Annotated in this window: 17 protein-coding genes; all 17 read right to left on the bottom strand. The window is 71.8% G+C overall.

Annotated features, from left to right (window positions below; translation table 11 throughout):
- Window positions 1–18: 18 nt before the first annotated feature.
- Complete coding sequence (locus JAN01S_RS02245) at window positions 19–954, bottom strand: RluA family pseudouridine synthase (protein ID WP_068313029.1); 936 nt, start codon at window positions 952–954, stop codon at window positions 19–21.
- Window positions 947–1,564 carry a signal peptidase II gene (gene lspA / locus JAN01S_RS02240; RefSeq protein WP_244884723.1) on the bottom strand — a complete coding sequence of 206 codons (618 nt, stop codon included), beginning with the start codon at window positions 1,562–1,564 and terminating at the stop codon, window positions 947–949. Before lspA ends, JAN01S_RS02245 begins: the two co-directional genes overlap by 8 nt.
- A complete protein-coding gene (locus JAN01S_RS02235; protein ID WP_084359946.1) occupies window positions 1,537–2,460 on the bottom strand; it encodes a TraR/DksA family transcriptional regulator in 924 nt (307 codons plus the stop codon). The genes lspA and JAN01S_RS02235 overlap by 28 nt, the downstream gene beginning before the upstream one ends.
- Window positions 2,461–2,677: 217 nt before the next feature.
- On the bottom strand, window positions 2,678–3,730 hold the full coding sequence (locus JAN01S_RS02230; protein ID WP_068313024.1) for a DivIVA domain-containing protein: 1,053 nt from the start codon (window positions 3,728–3,730) through the stop codon (window positions 2,678–2,680).
- Window positions 3,731–3,803: 73 nt separating this feature from the next.
- Window positions 3,804–4,079, bottom strand: coding sequence for a YggT family protein (locus tag JAN01S_RS02225; RefSeq protein ID WP_068313021.1), 276 nt, complete (start codon window positions 4,077–4,079; stop codon window positions 3,804–3,806).
- 42 nt (window positions 4,080–4,121) lie between these two features.
- A complete protein-coding gene (locus JAN01S_RS02220) occupies window positions 4,122–4,595 on the bottom strand; it encodes a cell division protein SepF (RefSeq protein WP_068313019.1) in 474 nt (157 codons plus the stop codon).
- Between the two features lie 49 nt (window positions 4,596–4,644).
- Complete coding sequence (locus tag JAN01S_RS02215; RefSeq protein WP_068313017.1) at window positions 4,645–5,349, bottom strand: YggS family pyridoxal phosphate-dependent enzyme; 705 nt, start codon at window positions 5,347–5,349, stop codon at window positions 4,645–4,647.
- Window positions 5,346–6,077 (bottom strand): purine nucleoside phosphorylase YfiH/LACC1 family protein, encoded by a 732-nt coding sequence (locus tag JAN01S_RS02210; RefSeq protein WP_068313014.1) that lies wholly within the window; start codon window positions 6,075–6,077, stop codon window positions 5,346–5,348. The genes JAN01S_RS02215 and JAN01S_RS02210 overlap by 4 nt, the downstream gene beginning before the upstream one ends.
- 144 nt (window positions 6,078–6,221) lie before the next feature.
- Complete coding sequence (ftsZ, locus tag JAN01S_RS02205; protein ID WP_068313011.1) at window positions 6,222–7,553, bottom strand: cell division protein FtsZ; 1,332 nt, start codon at window positions 7,551–7,553, stop codon at window positions 6,222–6,224.
- A 147-nt stretch (window positions 7,554–7,700) separates the two neighbouring features.
- Window positions 7,701–8,444 carry a cell division protein FtsQ/DivIB gene (locus JAN01S_RS02200; protein WP_068313008.1) on the bottom strand — a complete coding sequence of 248 codons (744 nt, stop codon included), beginning with the start codon at window positions 8,442–8,444 and terminating at the stop codon, window positions 7,701–7,703.
- Complete coding sequence (gene murC / locus JAN01S_RS02195; RefSeq protein WP_244884727.1) at window positions 8,441–9,766, bottom strand: UDP-N-acetylmuramate--L-alanine ligase; 1,326 nt, start codon at window positions 9,764–9,766, stop codon at window positions 8,441–8,443. The genes JAN01S_RS02200 and murC overlap by 4 nt, the downstream gene beginning before the upstream one ends.
- Window positions 9,767–9,893: 127 nt before the next feature.
- A complete protein-coding gene (gene murG, locus JAN01S_RS02190) occupies window positions 9,894–11,006 on the bottom strand; it encodes an undecaprenyldiphospho-muramoylpentapeptide beta-N-acetylglucosaminyltransferase (RefSeq protein ID WP_068313005.1) in 1,113 nt (370 codons plus the stop codon).
- Window positions 11,003–12,277, bottom strand: a complete 1,275-nt coding sequence (gene ftsW, locus JAN01S_RS02185; RefSeq protein WP_068313002.1) for a putative lipid II flippase FtsW — start codon at window positions 12,275–12,277, stop codon at window positions 11,003–11,005. The genes murG and ftsW overlap by 4 nt, the downstream gene beginning before the upstream one ends.
- Before the next feature lie 2 nt (window positions 12,278–12,279).
- Complete coding sequence (gene murD, locus JAN01S_RS02180) at window positions 12,280–13,797, bottom strand: UDP-N-acetylmuramoyl-L-alanine--D-glutamate ligase (protein ID WP_068312998.1); 1,518 nt, start codon at window positions 13,795–13,797, stop codon at window positions 12,280–12,282.
- Window positions 13,776–14,858 (bottom strand): phospho-N-acetylmuramoyl-pentapeptide-transferase, encoded by a 1,083-nt coding sequence (gene mraY / locus JAN01S_RS02175; protein ID WP_068312995.1) that lies wholly within the window; start codon window positions 14,856–14,858, stop codon window positions 13,776–13,778. The genes murD and mraY overlap by 22 nt, the downstream gene beginning before the upstream one ends.
- Window positions 14,855–16,258, bottom strand: coding sequence for a UDP-N-acetylmuramoyl-tripeptide--D-alanyl-D-alanine ligase (locus JAN01S_RS02170; RefSeq protein ID WP_068312992.1), 1,404 nt, complete (start codon window positions 16,256–16,258; stop codon window positions 14,855–14,857). The genes mraY and JAN01S_RS02170 overlap by 4 nt, the downstream gene beginning before the upstream one ends.
- Window positions 16,255–17,799, bottom strand: coding sequence for a UDP-N-acetylmuramoyl-L-alanyl-D-glutamate--2,6-diaminopimelate ligase (locus tag JAN01S_RS02165; protein WP_068312991.1), 1,545 nt, complete (start codon window positions 17,797–17,799; stop codon window positions 16,255–16,257). Before JAN01S_RS02165 ends, JAN01S_RS02170 begins: the two co-directional genes overlap by 4 nt.
- Window positions 17,800–17,803: the final 4 nt, after the last annotated feature.

Here is a 17,803-nt window from a genome sequence, read left to right as displayed (position 1 = left end):
CCATTCGTCGTGCTCGCCTCAGGACATGTCGTGCAAGCGGTCGAGCGCGACCTGCAGGTCCTCGGGGTAGGTGCTCTCGAAGTGCACGTGGTCACCGGTGCCCGGGTGGATGAAGCCCAACCCCATGGCGTGCAGCCACTGCCGCTCAAGACCGAGCTTCTTGCCGAGGGTCGGGTCGGCGCCGTAGGTCGGGTCGCCGACGCACGGATGACGAAGGGCGGCCATGTGCACCCTGATCTGGTGGGTGCGGCCGGTCTCGAGCTTGATCTCGAGGAGGGACGCGTGGCGGTAGGCCTCGAGCAGCTCGTAGTGGGTGATGGCGTGCTTGCCGGAGTCCATGACCGCGAACTTGTACTCACCGCTCGGGTGCCGCCCGATCGGGGCGTCGATCGTGCCGACGTGCGGGTCGGGCAGTCCCTGGACGAGCGCGTGGTACGTCTTGTCGACGGTGCGCTCCTTGAAGGCGCGCTTGAGCACGGAGTAGGCGTACTCGCTCTTGCACACGACCATCAGTCCGGAGGTGCCGACGTCGAGGCGGGAGACGATGCCCTGCCGCTCGCTCGCCCCGCTCGTGCTGATGCGGTAGCCGGCAGCGGCCAGCCCGCCGAGCACGTCGGGTCCCGACCAGCCGACGCTCGGGTGCGCGGCGACGCCGACGGGCTTGTCGACGACGACGATGTCGTCGTCGTCGTGGATGATCCGCATGCCGGGCACGGGCTCGGCGACGACGGCGAGCGTGGGGCTCTCGTCGACGGAGGGCAGCGTCACCTCGATGTGCGCGCCGGCACTGACGCGTGCCGACTTGGCCACCGGTGCTCCGTCGACGAGGACGTGCCCGTCGGCGGCCATCTCGGCGACCCGGGTGCGCGAGAGCCCGAAGAGCCGCGCGACCGCGGCGTCGACGCGCTCCCCCTCGAGCCCGTCGGGGACGAGGACGTTGCGGGTGTCAGTCATCGCTCTGCTCCTGCTCGTCGGTGTCCGGGTCGTCGGCGTGCCGGTCGGCGGCGTGCTGCGGCCGGCTCCCGTCGAGGCCGATGTTGCTGAAGACGAGCCACACGAGCAGCCCGGCTCCCCCGACGATGCCGATGTCGGCGACATTGCCGACGAAGAGACCGCCGTAGTCGATGAAGTCGACGACGTGGCCCTCGAGCGGTCCCGGGGGGCGGAAGAACCGGTCGTAGAGGTTGCCCAGGGAGCCGCCGAGCAGCAGGCCCAGGGCGAGCCCCCAGCGCAACGAGCCGACCCTCAGGGAGGACCACAGGATCGCCAGCGTCACGCCGACGGCAATGAGCGTCATCAGCCACGTGGCCGATCCGCCGATGGAGAACGCGGCGCCGGAGTTGTGGATCAGGCGAAGGGAGAGCACCTCACCGATGAGCGGGCGCACCCGCCCGTCGTCCAGGGCGCCCAGGGCCCAGACCTTGGAGGCCTGGTCGAGCGCGAGCGTGACGATCGCGGCGATGACGTACCAACGAAGCACCCCGGAGCGGGAGGTCTCCGCCGGGGTGCCGTCGTCGTGGGGGCTGTGTGGGGCGCTCAGCGCCGTTCCTGTCGACTCTTGCATGACATGCACAGGGTCGCACGAGGATAGGCCTGCAGTCGAAGCTTGCCGATCGGGTTGCCGCAGGACTCGCACACTCCGTAGGTCCCGTCCTCGAGTCGGTCGAGGGCGTGCTGGTTCTGCTCCAGGCCCGTGCGGGCACCGGCGACGAGGCTCAGCTCGTGCTCACGCTCGAAGGACTTGGCCCCGGCGTCGGCCTGGTCGTCACCCGCACCGTCGATGGGCTCCTTGAGGAACTCGTTGAGGTCGGTTTCGGCCGTGGAGATCTCCTCGGTGAGCCGCTGAATCTCGGCCTCGAGCTCGGCACGCACCTCCTTGAGCTCCTTGGCGGTCCAAGGGCTCTCGTCCTCACGGACGACGAGCTTGGGTGCGGTGACCGGCGCCTTCTTCGTGCTGGTGGCGTTGGTGGCGGACTTCGCGCTCGTGGCCTTGGTGGCCTTCTTCGCGGGGGGCGTGGCTGCGGTCTTCGTGGTGGCCTTCTTCGTCGGGGCCGGGGTGGCCGTGGACTTCGTGGTCGAGGTCTTGCTGGCCGGCGCCTTCGTGGCCGGTGTCTTCTTCACTGATGCCTTCTTCGCGGGCGTCTTCTTCGCGGGAGCCTTCGTGGCGGACGTCTTCTTCGCCGTCGACGCCTTCGTCGGCGCCGGCTTGGCTGCCGCGGACTTCTTGGCCGCCGCCTTCGTGGGCGTGGACTTCTTCGTCGCAGGGGTGCTCGATGCCTTCTTCGTCGACGCCTTCTTCGCGCTCTTGGCACTCTTCGCGCTCTGGGCGGGCGCGGCCTTCGTCGTGGACCCGTTGCTCGCGGCCTTCGCGGTCCCGCTCCCCTTGGAGACCTTCTTCGCCGCACGCGCAGCGCTCTTGACGAGCTGCACGCCTGCCTTGGCCGTCTTCTTCGCCGCCATGACCGTCCTCAGTTCGGTGGTCCGAGCCCCTGCAGGGACCAGAGTCAACGAAGGGTACGACGTTTTCGCGGGGAAGTTGGCACGAACGCGCCCTGTTTTCCTGCCGGTCATGTGGGTATGTGGGACCGTCCCGGTCATGCCGGTGAGGGGCCACGACGAGGCGGCGGCCTCCCGTCGTCGGGAGACCGCCGCCTCGTCAGGTGGTGCGTCGCGTCGATCAGCTCTTGGCGCTGACCTCAGGGGCCACCGAGGAGGTGGAGTCCAGGCCCTTGAGCTGCGACCCGATGAAGTCCTTGAGCTTGCGACGGAAGTCGCGCTCGTAGGTCGTCAGGTCGGCGATCTGGCTCTCGAGGCGCGACTTCTGCGCGTTGAGGTCGTCGAGGACCTTCTTGCGCTGGGCCTCGGCCTCGCTGACCATCGTCGTGCTCTTGGTCTGCGCGTCGGAGATGAGCTTGTCGCGCTGCGTGGTGCCCTCACCGATGAACTGGTCGCGCTTGCCCTGACCGGTCTTGATGAACTCGTCGTGCTTGCTCTGACCGGTGGAGACCAGCTCGTCGTGCTTGCGCTGCGCCTCGGCGATGAGCTTGTCGCGCTGGGTGGTGCCCTCGGCGACGTGCTCGTCGTGCAGGCGCTGCGCCAAGGCGATCAGGCCCGTGGCGCCGGCACCGCCACCGGCGGCGGCAGCGGCCATCTGGCCGACGCTGGCGTCCTCGGAGGCACCGGACTTCGCGGCCGCCTCCTGGCGGGCCTTGGCGTCGGCCTCCGCCTTGTCGGCGGCGGCGTTGGCGGCCTGGATGCGCTGCTGGGCGCTGTCCTCGGCCTCCTGGGCGCGGGCGTTGACCGTCGCGATGCGCTCGTCGACACCCTGCTGGGCCTTGGTGACCTTGGCGTCGTCGCCCTTGACCTGCTCGTCACGGGACTTGAGGGACTGCTCGAGCTCGGCGACGCGACGCTCGGCAGCGGTGCGGGCCGCGGTCTCCTTGTCGAAGCGGGCGCGCAGGTCCTCCAGACGGGCGCGCAGGTCGCGGTTCTCGCGGGTCAGGGCCTCGTCGGCCTTGGCCGAGCCACCGGTGGCCGCGGCCGCGGCAGGGGCTGCAGCGGAGCCGCCGTCGGCGGCGCGGGCGCGCAGGTCCTCCGAGTCCTTGACCATGCGGCGCATCTCGGCGACGACCTCGTCCAGGAAGTCGTCGACCTCGCGCTCGTCGTACCCGCGGCGGAACTGGGTCTGGGTGAAGGTCTTGTTGAGGACGTCCTCGGGCGTGAGCGCCATTGTTCCTCCGTATGCGATCGGACAGGTTGCACGCCTGTGTCGCGCAGTGCGCGCACGGGCATCACCGGTCAGCCTAGACGATGCTCAGCAGCACCGAGACCACGAGGATCAGCACGAGGAAGGCCAGGTCGATGGCGACCCCTCCGATCCGCAGCGGTTTGAAGACCTTGCGGATGGCCTTCAGCGGCGGATCGGTGACCGTGTAGATGGCCTCGGCGACGACGAGGATGACACCCGTGGGCCGCCACTGGCGCGCGAAGACCTGGATCCAGTCGAGGACGAGACGCCCGATGAGGATGAGGAAGTAGACGTACAGCACGAAGTACAGGACGTCACGGACGATCGACATGGAGGCAGCCTAGGCAGCGGCCCTGAGGGCCCGCTGGGAGGGTCAGCTCTGGTTGAACAGCGCGCGCGGCTGGGCCGGCTCGCCGCCCTCGGCGTCGACCTCGATGTGCTCCGGCGAGAGGAGGAAGACCTTGTTGGTGACGCGCTCGATCGAGCCGTGCAGGCCGAAGACGAGACCGGCGGCGAAGTCGACGAGTCGCTTGGCGTCGGAGTCGTCCATGTCGGTGAGGTTCATGATCACCGGGGTGTTGCTGCGGAAGCTCTCACCGATGGCCCGGGCATCGTTGTAGGTGCTCGGGTGGATCGTCGTGATGCGGTTCATCTGGGTGACCTCCACCTCGCGGACGGCGGGTGCACTCGGGACGCGGCGCAGGGGGGTGACCTCAGCGGCCCGCTCCTCGTCGACGATCTCGTGCCCGGTCTCGTAGTCGTCGACGTACTGGTCGTCGTACTCGTCGTACCGCTTGTCGTCCTCGGCCAGGCCGAGGTAGACCATCGCGTTGCGCAGTGCCGTCATGTCCTCAAATCCTCACGTGTTACCGGTTGCCTCGTCGGTGTCACCGAAGTTACCGGTGGGACGGACGAGTTCCGAGGATTGCCGTCCCGACACGCAGGTGTGTCGCGCCGTGACGCACCGCCTGCTCGAGGTCACCGCTCATCCCCGCGGAGAGCATCGTCGCGTCCGGGTGGTCGGCCAGGACCCGCTCGTGCAGGCGCGCGAGCCGCTCGAAGGCGGCGTCCGGGTCGGCGTCGAGCGGCGCCACCGCCATGAGTCCACCGAGGCGAAGGGGGCTGCCCGCGATCTCGTCGGCGAGGGCCGGAACGTCGGCCGGGTCGGCTCCCCCGCGCCGGCCGTCGGGCTCCGGGTCGAGGTCGACCTGGACGAGCAGGGTCAGGTCGCGCCCGGCGAGCTCGGCGCCACGGGCGAGCGCATTGACGAGCTTGCTGCGGTCGACCGACTGGACGACGTCGGCCCACCGGGCGACCGCGTTGGCCTTCTTGGACTGCAGCTGCCCGATGAAGTGGGTGCGCACCCCGGCAGGAGTCCCTCCGTCGGCGAGCTTGGCGGCGGCCTCCTGCTCGCGGTTCTCGCCGATCTCGGTGACGCCGAGTCCGGCGAGCAGGTCGAGGTCGCCGCGGGGGAAGAACTTCGTGACAACGACCAGCTGCACCTCGTCGCGGGCGCGTCCCGCGCTCGTGCACGCGGCGGTGATCCGCCCTTCGACGGCAGCGAGGTTGGCGGCGAGCTCGTCGCGGCGCGCGGCGCTCATGCGGACCTGCCGATGACGCCGGCGAACCGACCGGTCCGGCCGTCCCGACGGTAGGAGTAGAGCGCCTCGTCCTCGCGGGCGCACCCGGGCACCCACTCGACCGGCACCCGCGCTCCCTGCAGCTGGTCGACGACGCCGCTGGCGACGTCGATGGCCGGGGTCCCGGTCCACGTGATGGCGGCGGAGACCGGCGCGACCTGCGCTGCGGCAGAGCGCATCTCGTCAGGCACCTCGTAGCAGCGTCCGCACACGGACGGCCCGACGGCGGCCCTAAGGTCGCGCGCGCCGAGGTCACGCATGGCCTCGACGAGACGAAGGGCGACACCCGCCACCATCCCGGGGCGCCCGGCGTGGGCGACCCCGACGAGCGGGCCCGCGGCGTCATGGACGAGGACCGGGGTGCAGTCGGCGACGAGGACCCCGAGGGCCAGTCCCGGCAGGTCGGTCACCATCGCGTCACCGGTGCCCACGGCCCCGGTCTCGGTGCGGGAGCCGTCGAGCACCGCGCGCGTCACCTGGACGACCTCGCTGCCGTGCACCTGGTCGGCCCACACCGTCGGCAGACCCAGCGCCTCCTGCAGCCGGTCGCGGTTGGCGGCCACGGCGGACGGGTCGTCGCCGACGTGGGCCCCGAGGTTCAGCCCGGCGAAGGGGGCACCGCTCACCCCGTCGTGGCGGTCGGTGAAGGCGCGCACGAGCCCTGCGTCGTCGTCTCTCCAGGCAAACACGTCTGCAACCTACCGTCCGGCCCCCGAGCCGCACCCCACCCGCCCCGGGATGCCCCGGGGTGCGAGAAGCCCCGGCCTCGCACGAGTGTGGAACTCCTGCGAGGCCGGGGCCTGTCGTGCTGAGCGCACCGGCTCAGCCGCGGATCACTTCAGGAAGTCGGGCACGTCCAGGTCGTCGCCGTCGTCGAAGGTCACCTGTCGCGGCGGGGTGGCCTGCTTGGGCTGCGCCGGCGCCTGCTGCGCGGGGGCCTGGGCGGGCGCCGTCTGCTGCGGCTGCTGCTGCACGGGTGCCTGCTGGACCGGGGCCTGCTGCGCGGGCACCTGCTGGGCCGGCACCTGCTGGGGCTGGGCCTGTGCAGGCCGCTGCTGGGCGGGGACCTGCTGCGGCTGCCCCTGCGCGGGCGCCTGCTGAGCCGGACGCTGCTGGGCGGGCGCCTGCTGAGCCGGGGCCTGCTGCGCAGGAGCCTGACGACCCTGGCCACCGGACTGGACCTGGCCGAGGGCGCGGTCGTCCGGACGCTGCTGCGGGACACCACCGTCGAAGCCGGCGGCGATGACCGTCACGCGGACCTCGTCGCCGAGGGCGTCGTCGATGACCGCACCGAAGATGATGTTGGCCTCGGGGTGAGCCGCCTCCTGCACCAGGCGTGCGGCCTCGTTGATCTCGAAGAGGCCGAGGTCGCTGCCACCCTGGATCGACAGGAGCACGCCGTGCGCGCCGTCGACGCTCGCCTCGAGCAGCGGCGAGGAGATCGCCAGCTCTGCGGCCTGCACGGCACGGTCCTCGCCTCTGGCCGAGCCGATGCCCATGAGCGCGGACCCGGCACCTTGCATGACCGACTTGACGTCGGCGAAGTCGAGGTTGATCAGGCCGGGCGTGGTGATCAGGTCGGTGATGCCCTGGACACCGGAGAGCAGGACCTGGTCGGCGCTGCGGAAGGCGTCGAGCATGCTGACCGCGCGGTCGCTGATCGACAGCAGTCGGTCGTTGGGGATGACGATGAGGGTGTCGACCTCGTCGCGCAGCGCACCGATGCCGGACTCGGCCTGGTTGGCGCGGCGACGCCCCTCGAAGGTGAACGGACGCGTGACGACACCGATGGTCAGGGCACCGAGGCTCTTGGCGATCTTGGCGACGACGGGCGCACCACCCGTGCCGGTGCCGCCACCCTCGCCCGCGGTGACGAAGACCATGTCGGCCCCCTTGAGGACCTCCTCGATCTCCTCCGCGTGGTCCTCGGCAGCCTTCTTGCCGACCTCGGGGTCGGCGCCGGCACCGAGTCCGCGCGTGAGCTCGCGGCCCACGTCGAGCTTGACGTCGGCGTCAGACATCAGCAGCGCCTGGGCATCGGTGTTGATGGCGATGAACTCGACGCCCTTGAGGCCGACCTCGATCATCCGGTTGACGGCGTTGACGCCGCCGCCGCCGATGCCGACGACCTTGATAACGGCCAGATAGTTCTGGGCTGATGCCACGGGGACTCCTGATTGCTGGTGCTCGGTGCTGCCCTGTCCCGAAACTCAAGGTGAACTTCAGGGTTACAGTTTGGTCACGCTCGGTGTGCGGGTGACGTTATGCGGCCGCGGCCGCAGGGGCAAACGCTGCGCCCGCGTGTCGTCACACTACCCCTTCGTCACCGGCGTGTCGGGGGCGGAGACGTCGATGACCTCGGGCTTCTTGGCCACCAGGATCTCGATCACCTCGACCTTGACGTCCGGCGAGCTGCCGTCGCCCCAGATGACCTGCGTGCCGCCCAATCGGAAGCTGATCTGGTCGGCCGAGTCGACGGTGATGCCCTTGACCCTGGGGCGGGTCTCCTCGGGCAGCGCCTCGAGCATCCCCAGGGCGGCACGCACCCCGTGTCCCGAGACCTCGACGTCACCCTCGGCCCGGACCGTGGGCACGCCGCGCGGGGCCTTGTCCACCGTGCGGATGACCACTCCCTCGAGGTCGAGCAGGCGGTACCGATCCCCCTCGCCACGGATGGCCAGCGCCGGAACTCTCGACGTCACGTTGACGTTCAGGGTGTTCGGCCACCCGGACTCCACCTCGACGTGTGCGGCACCGGGCACCTCGTCGGTGATCCGGTCCGCCAGGCCGTCGCCGTCGACCCGCACGAGCGGGGTGCCGATCTCGTCCGCGGCGATCCGTTCGATCCGCTCGACGTCCGCGGGGTCGGCACCGCTGACTGCCACCTCACGGGTGTCGAGTGCCGGGGAAAAGGCGACGACCCACCCGAGCCCGACGAGCGCCGCGACGACGAGCAGGCCGGCGAGCCAGCGGCGCAACCGCTGGGCGCGTGCGTGCGCCGCGCGCTCCGCGAACCGCTCCTCGGTCGCCTCCCGCGTGCCGCTCCCCCGGCTCATCGCCGCAGGGCCTCGAGCACCCGCGGACCCAGGTGCGTCACGTCACCCGCACCGACGGTCAGGACGAGGTCCCCCTCACGCGCGTCGCGCGCGACGGCCTCGATGGCTGCCGCGGCGTCGACGACCCGTGCGGAGCGGCCCGCCCGCACGAGCGGCTCGGCGATCAGCTGCGAGCCCACCCCGTCGATCGGGTCCTCGCGGGCGCCGTAGACGTCGAGGAGCAGCACCTCGTCGGCCGGCATCAGCCCCGCGGCGAAGCCGGCCGCGAAGTCACGGGTGCGGGAGTACAGGTGCGGCTGGAAGATGACGAAGAGCCGGTGCTCTCCCGCGATCTCCTTGGCCGTGCGCACCACGGCCTCGACCTTGCCGGGGTTGTGCGCGTAGTCGTCGACGACGGTGACGCCGCGCGCCGCTCCCTTGGTCTCGAAGCGCCGCCGGGTGCCTCCGTAGGCCGCCAGCCCGTCGAGCACGGCCTGCGCCTCGACGCCCAGCCCGTGGACGGCGGCGGCATGCGCGGCCGCGGCGTTGAGCAGGTTGTGCCGGCCGGGCACGCTGATCCGCAGCTCTCGGCGGGTCCCGTCCTCGACGAGCACCGCGCGGGCGCTCGTGCCGTCGAGCACCGGGTCGACGAGGCGGACGTCCGCGTCCTCGGCGAAGCCGTAGCGCAGCACCCGCAGGCTCGCCTCCCGCGCCCGGGCGGCGAGTCGCTCGGCTCCCGGGTCGTCGGCGCACACGACGAGCAGACCGCCGTCGGTGATCGTGCGGGCGAACTCGAGGTAGGCCGCCTCGACGGTGGCGAAGTCGCCGTAGAAGTCGAGGTGGTCGGGCTGGACATTGGTCACGACGGCGACGTCAGGTCGGTACGCGAGGAAGGAGCCGTCGGACTCGTCGGCCTCCGCGACGAAGGGGGACCCGGCGCCCAGCGCAGCGTTGACCCCGTGCGTGGACAACTCACCGCCGAGGGCGAAGGAGGGCGCCTGCCCGGCCTCGAGGAGCGCGACCGTGAGCATCGAGCTCGTCGTCGTCTTGCCGTTGGCGCCTGCGACGGCGACGCGGGTCTGCTCCCCCATCGCCGAGGCGAGCGCCTGGCTGCGGTGGAGCACCCGCAGCCCCCGGCTGCGCGCCGCGGCGAGCTCGGGATTGTCCTCACGGATCGCGGAGGAGACGACGACCGTGTCGGCGCCGTCGAGGTGCTCCGGGTCGTGGCCGACCCAGATCGTGGCCCCGCGCTCACGCAGCCGCTCGAGCAACGGCGAGTCGTGCGCGTCGCTGCCGCGCACCTCGACACCGGCGTCGAGCAGCAGCCGCACGATCGCGGACATGCCCGCGCCTCCGGCGGCCAGGACGTGGACGACCCCGAGATCGGCGAGCGGCACCCTCGGCGCCAGCACGTCGAATCGCTCGTTGCGCGGCACGGCGGGCAGCTGCGTCGTGGACGGCGGGGGAACCTCAGCCACGGCTGCCCCCGTCCTGCCACGCCTGCGCGACCATGTCGGCAAGGGTCTCGTCGGCGTCACGGTGGCCGACGGAGTTGGCGGCGGCGGACATCGCCTCGAGGCGCTCGTGGTCCTGCAGCAGCGGCACGATCTCGCGGGCCACCCAGGACGGGTCGACGTCGGCGTCCTCGACGACCAGCCCTCCCCCGGCCTCGACGACGCCGGCGGCGTTGAGCCGCTGCTCGCCGTTGCCGATCGGCAGCGGGACGTAGACGCCGGGCAGCCCGACCGCGGTCAGCTCGCACACGGTGTTGGCACCGGCCCGGCAGACGACGGCGTCGGCGGCCGCGTAGGCCAGGTCCATCCGGTCGACGTACGGCAGCACGACATAGGGCACCGACTCGTCGCCGCCCATGGCGACGAAGTCCTTGCCCGCACCGGTCGCGTGCAGCACCTGAACCCCGGCGTCGCGCAGCGTCGCCACGCTCGCGGCGAAGGCGTCGTTGAGCCGCTTGGCCCCGAGCGACCCGCCCGTGACGAGCAGCACCGGCAGGTCCTCGCGCAGCCCGAGCCCGGCGCGGGCCTCGGCGCGCACCGCGGCCCGGTCGAGCGAGACGATCTCCGGGCGCAACGGCATGCCGATGACGCGACCGCCGGCGAGCTTGGTCCCGGGGAAGGTGACGCCGACGTGGTCGGTGAAGCGGGCACCCACCTTGTTGGCGATGCCGGCACGCGCATTCTGCTCGTGGATGACGATCGGCACGTCGGCCTTGCGGGCGGCCAGGTACGCCGGGGTGGAGACGTACCCGCCGAAGCCGACGACGACCTGGGCGTCGACCTGCTCGATGGCCCGGCCCGCCGCGGCGACAGCGCGACGCAGGTTGACCGGCAGGCGCACGAGGTCGCCGGAGGGGCGGCGCGGCAGCGGCACCTTGGGGATCGTCGTGAAGTCGTACCCTCGCTCGGGCACCAACCGCGACTCCAGTCCCTCGCTCGTGCCGAGGGCGAGGATCTGCACCGCGGGATCACGGCGACGCAGGCAGTCGGCGAGGGCGAGCAGCGGGGAGACATGACCCGCAGTGCCACCTCCCGCCAGCAGGATGCGTGAGGGGCGGGTGGGCGTCATCGCGTGGATGTCCTCCTGCTGGGGAACCGGGCGAGCAGGGCGCGCGTCCGGGAGGGTTTCGCCGCGATCATCTCAGAGCAGCCCGGCTCGGCACGAGCGAAGCTCAGCAGCACGCCGACGGCGAGCATCGACGTCACGAGCGAGGAACCGCCCGAGGAGACGAAGGGCAGCGGCACGCCGATGACCGGCAGCATGCCGATGACGGCGCCGATGTTGATGATCGCCTGCACGAGCACCCAGGTGCAGATGCCGGCGGTGGCGATGCGCACGAAGAAGTCGTCGGTGCGGGTGACCAGACGCAGTCCGGCCAGGGCGAAGGCGGCGAAGAGCGCGAGGATCGACAGCGTGCCGAGCAGGCCGAGCTCCTCGCCGATGATCGCGAAGATGAAGTCGTTGTACGGCTCGGAGAGCCAGCCCCACTTCTCACGGCTGGCGCCGAGGCCGACGCCGAGCCAGCCGCCGTCGGCGAGGGCGTAGCGGCCGTGGATGGACTGGCGGCAGATGCCGTAGAAGGCCTCGGTGCCCGGAGCGCACTGGGCGGGGTCCAGCCAGACCTGGATGCGCTCCATGCGGTTGTTGCCGATGCTGGCTGCCAGGAACCCGAGCACCGCGAGCACGCCACCGCCCACGACGAACCACCGCAACTGGACACCGGCGGCGAAGAGCATGCCGATGACGATCGCGAGGATGACCATCGCGGTGCCGAGGTCGTGGCCGAGCATGACGAGCCCCACCATGAGCGCTGCCCCCGGGACGACGAAGGGGATGAGCGCGTGCTTGATCTGGCCCAGCAGCCCCCGCTTGCGTTCGAGGACGAGGGCGCCTCCGAGGACGAGCCCGATCTTGGCGATCTCGCTGGGCTGGATCGACAGCGACCCGACCCCGATCCAGTTGCGGTTGCCCTGGAAGCCGAAGCCGAGCGGGGTGAGCACCAACCCGAGCAGGACGAGGGAGGCGAGCACGGCCGGCAGGGCGAAGCGCTTCCAGAAGCGCACGCTGCGCCGGGAGGCCCACCACAGGGCGATGCCGCCGGCCACGGCGAAGACGAACTGCTTGAGGAAGATCGTGAAGGAGGAGTCGTTTTCCTTGAGGGAGACGATCATCGAGGCCGACAGGACCATGACCAGCCCGATGCCGACGAGCAGGCCCACGACCCCGAGGAGGAGGTAGTAGGTGGTCGTCGGCGACTCGAAGCGCGCCGTCCACTGCTCGAACCGCGAGCGGGCCGCGCGCGCGCCGGCACCGCGTCCGGTCGCTGCGCTGCTGCTCACGCTCACCCCTCCTGCAGGTACCGGTCCACCGCCGCGGCGAAGGCGTCGCCGCGGGCCCCGTAGTTGTCGAACATGTCCATGGACGCCGCCGCCGGGGCGAGCAGCACCACGTCACCCGGCCGTGCGAGCTCCCCCGCGTGGCGGACGACGAGGTCCATGGCCCCAGTGTCCGTCGCCGCGACGTCGATCACGGGGACCTCGGGCGCGTGTCGCCCCACGGCGGTCGCGATCTGCTCGCGATCGCGCCCGATGAGCACGACGGCCCGCAGTCGACCGGCCGCGGCGGCGACGAGCTCGTCGACGTCGGCCCCCTTGAGCAGGCCCCCGGCGACCCAGACCACGTGCTCGTAGGAGGTGAGACTGGCCAGGGCTGCGTGCGGGTTGGTCGCCTTGGAGTCGTCGATCCAGTGCACCTCACCGGCGGTCGCGACGTGCGCGATGCGGTGCGGCTCGGGGCGCCACGCGCGCAGCCCGTCGCGGACGGCGACGGGCGGCACGCCGTGGGCGCGGGCCAGCGCGGCGGCAGCCAGGGCATTGGCGACAAGGTGGGGAGGGACGCTCGGCGCCTCCCCCTGCAGGTCGGCGAGGCTGCCGAGTTCGGCCGCGGACGTGGCCCGGTCCTCGACGAAGGCCCGGTCGGCGAGCACGTCCTCGACGAGCCCGAGCATCGACGGAGCGGGGCTGCCCAAGGTGAAGGAGACCGCCCGACATCCCTCGACGACGTCGGCCTCCTCGACGAGCCGGCGCGTGGCCGGGTCCTGCTCGTTGTAGACGCAGGCGATCTCGGCGTTGGCGTAGACCTTGCCCTTGGCCGCGGCGTACTCCTCGTAGGAGCCGTGCCAGTCGATGTGGTCGGGCGCGATGTTGAGGCAGGCGGCGGCCTGCGGCCGCAGCGAGTGGCTCCAGTGCAGCTGGAAGCTGCTCAGCTCGACGGCGATGACGTCATAGGGGTCGGGGTGCTGGACCAGGTCGAGCACGGGCGTGCCGACGTTGCCGCCGCTGGCGGCCCGCAGTCCCGCCGCGCGGAGCATCGAGGTGAGCATCTGCACCGTCGTCGTCTTGCCGTTGGTGCCGGTGACGAGGAGCCAGGGGGCTCCCCCTTCGCGGGGACGCAGGCGCCAGGCCAGCTCGACGTCGCCCCAGATCGGGATGCCCGCCTCGGCCGCGGCGGCGAGCAGCGGCTGGTGCGGCGCCCACCCGGGCGAGGTGACGACGAGGTCGATCTCGTCAGCAGGCACCGGCAGCGCGGTCTCGGCACCGTCACCCAGGTGCAGCTGGGCGTCGAGGACCTCGAGGATCTGGGCACGCTGCGCCATCGGCGTGCCCTCGACCGGCGTCGCCCCGTCGACGACGCGCACGTGGGCGCCGTACTGCAGCAGCGCGTCGGCCGCGGCGAAGCCGCTGACCCCCAAGCCGGTGACGACGACGCGCAGACCGGCCCAGTCGGCCTCGCTGCTGGTCAGGCCCGCCAGTCGTGCATCACGGGGATGACCACCGATCACGGTGCCCCCACGACCCATTCGCCGTAGAAGATCGCCAGGCCGGCGGCGACGAAGAGCCCCGCGACGATCCAGAAGCGGATGACGATCGTCACCTCCTGCCATCCGAGCAGCTCGAAGTGGTGCTGCAGGGGCGCCATGCGGAAGACCCGCTTGCCGGTCGACTTGAAGGAAGCGACCTGGATGATCACCGACAGGGTGATCGTGACGAACAGACCGCCGAGGATGATGATGAGCAGCTCGGTGCGCGAGAGGATCGCCAGGCCGGCGAGCGCGCCACCGAGGGCGAGCGACCCGGTGTCGCCCATGAAGATCTTGGCGGGTGAGGCGTTCCACCACAGGAACCCGAAGCAGGCGCCGGTGCCGGCCGCGGCGACCACGGCCAGGTCGAGCGGATCACGCACGTCGTAGCAGTTGACGCCCGGGTTGGTCTGGCAGTTCTGGTTGAACTGCCAGATCGAGATGACGACGTAGGCGCCGAAGACCATGACCGACGAGCCGGTGGCCAGGCCGTCGAGGCCGTCGGTGAGGTTCACGCCGTTGGACGTGCCGGCGATCATCAGGTTGGCCCAGAGGATGAACAGGACCATGCCGATGATCGGGCCGGCGAAGGCCAGGTCGATCGCGGTGTCGCGCACGAAGGAGATGTGCGTCGAGGCGGGCCGGCGCAGCCCCTCGTTGGGGAACTGCAGCGCCAGGGCCGCGAAGATCACGCCGACGAGGGTCTGGCCGACCAGCTTTTGCCCCGACCGCAGGCCGAGGCTGCGCTGCCGGCTGATCTTGATGTAGTCGTCGGCGAAGCCGACCGCGCCGAGCCCGACCATGAGGAAGAGGACGAGCAGGCCGCTGACGGTCGGGGGGCTCCACAGCACGAGGTGCGCGACCGCGTAGGCCAGGACCGTCGAGGCGATGATGACGGCGCCGCCCATGGTCGGGGTGCCGCGCTTGGTGTGGTGCGAGGTCGGGCCGTCGTCGCGGATGAACTGGCCGTAGCCCTGCTTGACGAGGTAGCGGATGAACATCGGCGTCCCGAGCAGGGCGAGGACGAGGGAGACGACGGACGCGATGACCACTGCCTTCACGGACGGGCCTCCCTTGTGACGATGCGCTCTCCGAGCCACCGTAGACCGGCATCACGGCTCGACTTGAACAGGACGAGGTCCGGCGTGGCGAGCTCCGCCACGAGCAGCTCCTCCGCTGCGGCGGCGTCGGGCACGACCCGGACGTTGACGTCCCCGGAGCCATTGTCCCCCGCGCCGGTCGCGATCGGGGCGGCGGACTCGCCGACGACGAGGATCTCGTCGAACCCGAGCTCCGCGGCCTCGCGTCCGACCCCGGCGTGCAGCTGCGCGGAGTCGTCGCCGAGCTCGAGCATCGCGCCGAGGACGGCCCAGCGGCGGCCGGTCGTCGCCATGCCGGCGACGCTGCGCAGGGCCGCGGACATCGAGTCGGGGTTGGCGTTGTAGGCGTCGTTGACGACGACGACCCCGTCGTCGCGGCGGGTGACCTCCATCCGCCAGCGGCTCACGGGTCGAGCCTGCGCCAGGGCCGGCACGATCTGCTCGAGCGTCGTCCCGGCGGCCTGCGCGGCGGCGATGACCGCCAGCGCGTTGCCGACGTGGTGGCGGCCGACGAGCGCGAGCTGCACGCGGGCGCTGCCGAAGGGGGCGTCCACGGTGAACGAGGGCGCGCCCAGCTCGTCGAGGGTCACGTCGGTGGCCCGCACGTGCGCGGCCTCGGACTCGCCGACGAGCACGACCTGCGCCTGCGTCCGCTCGGCCATGGCGGCGACGAGCGGGTCGTCGGCGTTGAGCACGGCGACACCGTCGGCGGGAAGGGAGGCGGGCAGCTCTCCCTTCGCCTGCGCGATCGCGTCGACGGAGCCGAACTCGCCGACGTGGGCGTGGCCGACGTTGAGGACGATGCCGATACGCGGCGGGGCGATGCGGGTGAGGTAGTCGACGTGGCCGATGCCGCGCGCCCCCATCTCGACGACGAGGTGACGCGTCGTGGGGGTGATCCGGCAGACGGTGAGCGGGACGCCGACCTCGGAGTTGTAGGAGCCGACCGGGGCGACCGTCTCGCCGTCGGCGGACAGGACGGACCCGAGCAGGTCCTTGGTGCTCGTCTTGCCGGAGGAGCCGGTGATGCCGATGACGGTCAGGTCGGGGCGCGAGTCGACGAGGTGGCGGGCGAGGGCGACGAACCCGGCCTGCTCGTCGTCGACGACGACGCAGGGCAGGCCGTCGACCTCCCGGGTGGTCAGCGCCGCGACGGCTCCGCGCTGCGCGGCGCCGAGGACGAAGTCGTGGCCGTCGGCGCTCTCGCCGATGCGGGCGACGTACAGGCTGCCGGGTCCGGCCTCGCGCGAGTCGGTGACGACGGGACCGTCGACGACGATCTCGTCCGCCTCCGCCGTGCTGCATCCGTGCAGGCGCCCGCCGGTGATGCCGGCGACGGCGCCCAGGGTCGTGGGGATCATCCGTTGACGCTCCGGCGGTCGAGGGCGGCCCGCAGGACCGCCCGGTCGTCGTGGTCGCGGACCTCGCCGCGAACCTCCTGGCCCTGCTCGTGCCCCTTGCCGAGGACGGCGACGGTCGCTCCCGGGCCGGACTCGTGGGCGATCTGCACCGCCCGCTCGATGGCGTCGACCCGGCCCTCGACCACCTCGAGGCGGGCGCGGGCACGGGGCCAGACACCTTCGGCGACGGCGGCGCGGATCAGCGCCGGGTCCTCGTCGCGCGGGTTGTCGTCGGTGACGATGACGACGTCCGCGTGGGCCGCGGCCGCGGCCCCCATGCCCGGGCGCTTGCCGGGGTCGCGGCTGCCGCCGGCGCCGAGGACGACGACGAGCACACCATTGGTCTGGGGGCGCAGCGCGGACAGGGCCGCGCCCACCGCATCGGGCGTGTGGGCGAAGTCGACGATCGCCAGCGGCAGGTCATCGCGGTCGGGGTCGCTCGGCGCGACGATCTCCATGCGGCCCGGCACGTGGGGTCGGGCCAGGACCGCCTCGGCGACCCGGTCGGCCGGGATGCCGGCCTCGATGAGCGCGACCGCAGCCATGGCCGTGTTGACCCGGTTGAAGTCACCGGGCAGGGCCGACACGAGGTCGTGGGCCGCGCCGTCGTGGCCGTGGAGGGTCAGCTGCGGCTCGCGCGGGTCGCCACCGACGACCCAGTCGGCCTCGACGTCCAGCCGCGAGGTGACCGTCGTGACGGGCACCGTGGCCTCCTGCGCCAAGCGCTGGCCCCACTCGTCGTCGACGCAGACGACGCCGCGGCGGGAGCGCTCGGGGGTGAAGAGGCTCGCCTTGGCGAGGAAGTACTCCTCCATCGTCCCGTGGAAGTCGAGGTGGTCCTGGCTGAGGTTGGCGAAGAGGGCCACGTCGTAGACGACCTCGTCGACCCGGTGGAGGGTCAGGGCGTGGCTGGAGACCTCCATGACGCAGTCGTCGACGCCCCGCTCCCCCATCGTCGCGAGCAGCGCGTGCAGGTCGGTCGTCTCCGGGGTCGTGCGCACCGAGCGCACGCGCTCCTCACCGATGCGGGTCTCGATGGTGCCGATGAGCCCGGTCGTGCGGCCGAGGGCCTCGAGGGCGGAGACCATGAGGTAGGCGGTCGTCGTCTTGCCGTTGGTCCCCGTGATGCCGAACATCGTCGGCCGGCGCTCCGCGCTGTCGTAGACGGCCGCGGCGACGCGACCGAGGACCGCGCGAGGGGTCTCGCACTCGACCAGGGGCAGGTCGACCCCCTTCGCCCGCAGTCGGGAGACGCCGTCGGCGTCGGTGAGGACCGCCACCGCGCCGGCCGCGAGCGCCTTGTCGGCGAAGTCGGCGCCGTGGGCCCGGGCGCCCGGCAGCGCCGCCCACAGGTCACCGGGGCGAAGGGAGGAGGTGTCGAGCGAGACACCGGTCACCTGCGTGCCGGAGTCGCCGTCGGTCGACCGCACGGCGTCACCGATGACGTCGGTGACGGCGCTCAGGGTCAGCGGGTGGATCCGCTCGGGTCGTGGGAAGGACACGGCG

The sequence above is a fragment of the Janibacter anophelis NBRC 107843 genome (genome assembly GCF_001570945.1).
GTDB classification, from domain to species: domain Bacteria; phylum Actinomycetota; class Actinomycetes; order Actinomycetales; family Dermatophilaceae; genus Janibacter; species Janibacter anophelis.
The sequence above is the reverse complement of the archived record's forward strand: the minus strand, read 5'-3'. Positions and strand labels throughout refer to the sequence as shown.

Bases quoted from the DNA above. Each gene is read 5' to 3' on its own strand.
- JAN01S_RS02235 (WP_084359946.1), bottom strand. From the start codon at position 2,460: ATGGCGGCGAAGAAGACGGCCAAGGCAGGCGTGCAGCTCGTCAAGAGC.
- JAN01S_RS02225 (WP_068313021.1), bottom strand. From the start codon at position 4,079: ATGTCGATCGTCCGTGACGTCCTGTACTTCGTGCTGTACGTCTACTTC.
- JAN01S_RS02215 (WP_068313017.1), bottom strand. From the start codon at position 5,349: ATGAGCGCCGCGCGCCGCGACGAGCTCGCCGCCAACCTCGCTGCCGTC.
- JAN01S_RS02200 (WP_068313008.1), bottom strand. From the start codon at position 8,444: ATGAGCCGGGGGAGCGGCACGCGGGAGGCGACCGAGGAGCGGTTCGCG.
- JAN01S_RS02245 (WP_068313029.1), bottom strand. From the start codon at position 954: ATGACTGACACCCGCAACGTCCTCGTCCCCGACGGGCTCGAGGGGGAG.
- JAN01S_RS02230 (WP_068313024.1), bottom strand. From the start codon at position 3,730: ATGGCGCTCACGCCCGAGGACGTCCTCAACAAGACCTTCACCCAGACC.
- JAN01S_RS02220 (WP_068313019.1), bottom strand. From the start codon at position 4,595: ATGACGGCACTGCGCAACGCGATGGTCTACCTCGGCCTGGCCGAGGAC.
- lspA (WP_244884723.1), bottom strand. From the start codon at position 1,564: ATGCAAGAGTCGACAGGAACGGCGCTGAGCGCCCCACACAGCCCCCAC.
- JAN01S_RS02170 (WP_068312992.1), bottom strand. From the start codon at position 16,258: ATGATCCCCACGACCCTGGGCGCCGTCGCCGGCATCACCGGCGGGCGC.
- murD (WP_068312998.1), bottom strand. From the start codon at position 13,797: ATGGGTCGTGGGGGCACCGTGATCGGTGGTCATCCCCGTGATGCACGA.
- murG (WP_068313005.1), bottom strand. From the start codon at position 11,006: ATGACGCCCACCCGCCCCTCACGCATCCTGCTGGCGGGAGGTGGCACT.
- murC (WP_244884727.1), bottom strand. From the start codon at position 9,766: ATGTCCGCGATCGTGCGGCTGCTGCTCGACGCCGGTGTCGAGGTGCGC.